This is a genomic window from Bartonella sp. AP30XZML (assembly GCF_042195945.1).
Lineage (GTDB): Bacteria > Pseudomonadota > Alphaproteobacteria > Rhizobiales > Rhizobiaceae > Bartonella.
Genome location: NZ_JBHIPJ010000104.1, coordinates 1 through 5,404, shown reverse-complemented (window position 1 = coordinate 5,404; position 5,404 = coordinate 1). Strand labels below are relative to the sequence as shown.

The following is a 5,404-nucleotide window of genomic DNA, read 5'->3' as shown; positions in this document are numbered from 1 at the left end:
GGACGCACAATCATTTGATCGGCTAAAGATTGAGAAGAGGTTGAAACAGCAGTTTGTTGTTTTTCATCAGAAAGAGGATGAAGACCTGATGGAGGTAACGCTACAAGAGTCTGATTTTCTTGAGAGGGAGATACAGAAACACTAGAGACATTCTGTGCCCCTCTTAAATGACGTGGAGGTCGTGGTTTAGCTGGTTGCTTTATAGTAGGTTTACGAGAGCCTGTATTTTTTCCTCTAGAAGAAGCACCTTGATCAGATAATGCAAGAGGAATCTTCGTTTTCTTGTTTACACACTGTGTTTCAGTATTCGAACGTGTCGTACCTTCAGAGGCTGAACTTAAATACCAAATTGTAGAATAACCACTAGCATCAGCACATCTTTCTCTCTTTCGTAAAACATACTGATAGGCTCCACCATCAACAGCTGTAATGTCCTTACCCGAAAGATCTTCCAGAGTAAAATTAGCGCCTCCAACTTTATCAGTAACTAAATTAATCCCTGTGACCAAACTATTCTGTTGTGAGAGAGGACCTGTAATTTCACGACCAGAATCTGCAACGCTTATTTTGTGATTACCTGAACCTTCATCAATCGACAAGTAATCACTTGAATTCCCCGTAGCATTAATATTGAATCGAAAATGTAAATCCCCTGAAAGTTTCTTAACATGAAGTGAAATATGTCGTGGATCATACGGTATAGAAGTAAAAATAACAGTCCCTCCGTGCCCCCCTAAATCTTCAATTTCAATCTGAGGTTTTTCTCCCATATTCCGTTCACCAACCTCAAATATTATTTCATCCACTCTGTCCTTCATAGGAATTTTTTTCTTAGTCGTATGATTTGTCCTATCACCAGCGAATAAATAAAGTTCTCCGTGATCATTGATCCTTACTTCTCCAAGGACATCTTGTATACCAACATGGAACCACGATTTAGCAAAGTTGTTAATAGTCAGACCATCCACAAACCCTTCAGGATATACAACTTGAATAGCATGATCTTTCAAATTAGTAGCATAAGATTCTCCTAACGCTAAAACGTGTTGTCTCCCATTCCCAGAAACCTGAGCATACATTGATTTCCCTCCCTCTTTTCTTTGTCCTGCATAAAGATTTTGTTCTCCGTTATCTCCCACTTTCGTATACCAAACCCACGCTCCATCATACACATTCTGCTGTCCAACTGTTCCACCATCCCCAGTAACTGTGGAATTATATGCACTACTTTTTCTCTCCACGCTTGTAAGATCAATATATGGCTCTTCATGAATAAACTGCTGACCTCCCAAAATTTTGGCGTTCATTGCAATTCCTGCTCGTGTAACTATTTGTATCCCTCCTTTTTTAATAGTAGAACCTACAGAAGTTTCTCCATTTTCAACAAGCTCTATATCACCATATTCAATCGTAATATTATTTTTGAAAAAACTAGCAATCTGTTCTAATTTTTTTTCTTCCTCTTCTCTATTTACCACATGTGTTGCTCTTGTTAGCACTCTATTCCTACTCTCAACTACACTTGCAGATTGCACAAGATAACTACTGATCATCAATACTGAAAAACTTAATTTGTATTTATACCGCATTATCCACACTCCACTCTCAATTATTTAGAAAAATACCCCGCGGCTACATAGGTAGCTCGTTTTAGATTGTATCATAATGTGTTTTATTTATGTCTAAATACAATTTTTTAGTGTATTTTTTAATTTAAACAACTTTAAGTTGTTTATCTATAAACCACTAAAAAGCTCTAACTTAAGGCAGAAAATTGAATAAAATTCAAAGTGTTTACTTAAATTCAAGGAATAATTTGCATATCTGGAATTATAGATGAAAAAAATGCTCGTGCCCTTTAATGGCGCCCCCCTTCACGTAAAACAAAACGCCATTGGGTTGTACATTCACGCACTTGTTTTAAAGAGACATCTCTCAATGCACTCAAGCCCATTTCGCGACGTCATCCATGAATGGTATACCGGTAAAGCCATTGACCTCCAATCTTTACGCTTATGAAGAAGCGGGCCGGTATCATCATACACTTTGCCATCCCAATGTTGTGATAGCCCTTGACACTAGAGACGATTCATCAGAGACATTTTTACTTCTTTTTTGTATAGTTTTTATACACACCTTCATCCCGCTTGCGATGTGCCAAGCGAATAATTTTGATTGATTCAACATAAACAGATTTGGAATGAGAGAATCCTATGATTTTTGTGACTCTCATTCACCATGCATAGAAATGAATTATTATTATAAATTCAGTATGTTGCCTTTAAAAGAAAGAGTATAAAGACATTTCTACTATTTGAGAAAGTCCTTACACTCTCGAGAAGACATAGCCGAACGTTATCTGTTTAAGTTTGCAAAACAATTACATTTGTAAAGTTAATCAGCCATGCACACATATTTAGAAACTATAGCGTAATCCTAAAATACCTTGAAGAGCATTCTTAATCTTATGTCCTTTTAGATAATGTGCTTCCGCATAAAGTGTTAGTTTATCATTGACCGAACCGTTTAAACCAATTCCCAATTTACCCGCACTGCCTGACAAATCTGTAATAAATTTATACTGGTTATTAATTGTCGTATAATTATTATTTATATTCTCACGCAACCAAGCTGCCATAATGTAAGCTGTTAATGAAGTTTCTGAACTCACAAAAAATTCATGTCCTGCAGTCAATCCAACTTCACTGCGGAATGAAGTTAATGGGCTTAGATCACCTATCATTCCATTGGAAAGTTTTATTCTTTTACCTTCAACCTGCAAACCTGTTAGCTTGATATAAGGCTGCATCCAAGTATTCTGTGCCGGTTCAAAATAACAACCAATCTCAAATGATCCACCTATCGCCCACTGATTGTAATGACTTTGAATGGCTAAACCATTCGTTGATATGGCTTTCAAATTATTTCGGTAATAATTATATTTCAAAACACCATCCATATACCATCCGCGATGATCAAAATAAGTTGCGTAAGTTCCAATGCTATAAGAGCTCAGATCACTATTACCACCTCGTGCATGAGAAATACGTGCTTGATCATAACTACCGAAACCACCAACATACAACTCTCCATGCCTTAATTCACTCAACTGATCAGCACCAAAAACTAAACCTGTTTGCCCAAGCTTAAAGTGTGTATGGCCTGTCGCAACACGTTCTCTGCTCTTAATCCCATAAGTCCATAGTTCGATATCTTTCTTATTTCTGTCCCAAATTTTTCTACCATTCCGTATAATTTGCAACTCATTATTAAAAATAAGTCCAGGAACTACGGACAACGTTAATACTGCATCTGTAGAGGGTGTCGTTGTTGTTTCACCAGGAACAAAAGGATTTTCCGGATCTGGAATAGAGGTTTCTGGTCCACTGAGGCGATCTGCAGATAAAAACCAAACTTTTCCATTTTCATCCTTTCTTTCTTTCAAATCATACATATAAGTTCCACCATCAATGGCGTTAATTTTGTCACCCTTAAGATCTGTCAGTGTAAAATGTGCTCCACCACTTTGATCCATAATTAAATCACGCTTATTTGAAAAAGGATCCGTGATTTCAACTCCAGAATCAGCAACACTTATCGTATGATTCCCAGCACCTTTCTCAACCAAGAGATAATCACCACGGTTATGGGCAATCGTAGTATTGAACGCGAAATGTAAATTTCCTGAAAGATTATTCACATGAAGCTGAGAATAATATGGATCAGAACCTGTAAACGAAAAAATAACACTCCCTTCACCACTTAATTTTTGTATCAAAGAACTTTTTCCATCAAACTCATCAGTAATAGAGTACAGTTTTGTATCTTTTCCATTTAAAATAATATCTTCTACTATGGTATGATGTTGATCATTCCCAGCATAAAGATGGATCTGCCCAGAATGATTTAACTGTGTCTTTCCTTCTAATGTTGCCCCAGCATGCACCCATGATTTTGTTTGATCATTCATTGTTAGATTTTTTACAGATCCATCAGTATATATTTCCTGAATAGCACTCTCATTTAAAATAACTCCAATAGCCTGACCGCCTTTTAAGATACGTTGTTTACCACCGCCAAAAACTTCTGTGTCAAATGCAAAACCACCATTTTTTGCACTTTGAGACTTTTGTCCAACCTCTTGGACACCCCCTTGCATAACTTTCGTATTCCAAACTTTTCCGCCATCATATACTTTTTGTTGGCCTAGTGTTTCATCTTGACCATAAATGATAGTATGAGAAGCACTACTCCCTTTAACCTCTTCTCCAACATCCCCCTCCCCGAAAACAAGTTGCTCACCACCATAAATTTTAGTCCCCTCTACTTTTCCTCCATTTCCAACACTTTGTTGTCCACCTTCTTTAACGACTGCATTTTTCGAAAAGCCTTGTTTTCCCTTTAAAGCCTCAACATTTTCAATTCCGCCATGTTCAATTTTACTATCCTCACTGAGTCCTCCTGCATACACATAAAGCTCTGCACCATTCCTTACTGTGTTATTAATGGATCGCCCTGGGCTATCAATCTCACCATCATTTGAAATGTATGCTTTACCTTCATTATCAAGAATATAATTTTCTAACAGTGCCCCATCTTTAATGGAAATAAGTTCAGGTTTTTTAAGAATTTTAGTATTGTGTTCTTGTACATTATTTTCAACATTTTCACGATGACTGCTGTCAAGCTCCTGTTGACTCACAAACACTCTAGCGCCCTTATCCTCAGTAAAATCGCTAGGCTTTTTTAAAAAGTCTAATTCATTACGCGCCCTTATAATAACATCATTAGATGCTCCAAGTATGCATCTTCCCGTTTTCATATCCTCATTGTATTGATCCTGAAATATTTTGCTATTTTCATAACTTGAAGATTGACAAAAAAGCGGTATCCCCCTCTCATTTGCAGCAGCAGCCTGCACAAAACAGCTGCTCAACATGAGTATCCAACAATGTCGTTTCCATTTATATTGTAGAGCCATATCCTCCCCCCTTTCACGCCTGCATAGACACTGAACGTAATTAGCTCTACAAAACATATTTTCAACCTTAGATTGCAATAATCCTTCTTAAAAATCCCCCTTATCTCATAAAAAACCGTTCTTTATAGTTTTTAAATACTTTTTTGATCAAGAATATAAGGGCGTTTTTATAGTGCTTCTTTAGCATTTCCTCAGAATTTTCTTATCAAAAAAAGTAATGCATAATCAAGTATATAAGGGAATATAGTTTATCATGAACAACGAAGCTGCGTGCTCTGAAAAATTGTTCTCTGATGCTGCATTAAAAACTTAAAAAAACTAATCATACATTTAAAGATAACTAAAAAATAACCATATAATTAGAAACTATAGCGTACACCTAAAATACCCTGAAGGGACTGTTTTGTTTTACGCCCTTTAATA

Annotated in this window: 2 protein-coding genes and 1 pseudogene; all 3 read right to left on the bottom strand. The window is 36.6% G+C overall.

The genetic code is table 11. The features are described 5' to 3' along the window. The coding region (locus ACFIL2_RS07850; protein WP_375680047.1) for a pertactin-like passenger domain-containing protein at positions 1-1,589 on the bottom strand (1,589 nt) is incomplete at its 3' end. A gap of 281 nt (positions 1,590-1,870) precedes the next feature. Further along, positions 1,871-2,102 (bottom strand): annotated as a pseudogene (locus tag ACFIL2_RS07845) (integrase); the annotation flags it as partial. A gap of 314 nt (positions 2,103-2,416) precedes the next feature. Beyond that, positions 2,417-4,981, bottom strand: coding sequence for a BafA family autotransporter (bafA, locus tag ACFIL2_RS07840; protein ID WP_375632648.1), 2,565 nt, complete (start codon positions 4,979-4,981; stop codon positions 2,417-2,419). Positions 4,982-5,404 lie beyond the last annotated feature (423 nt).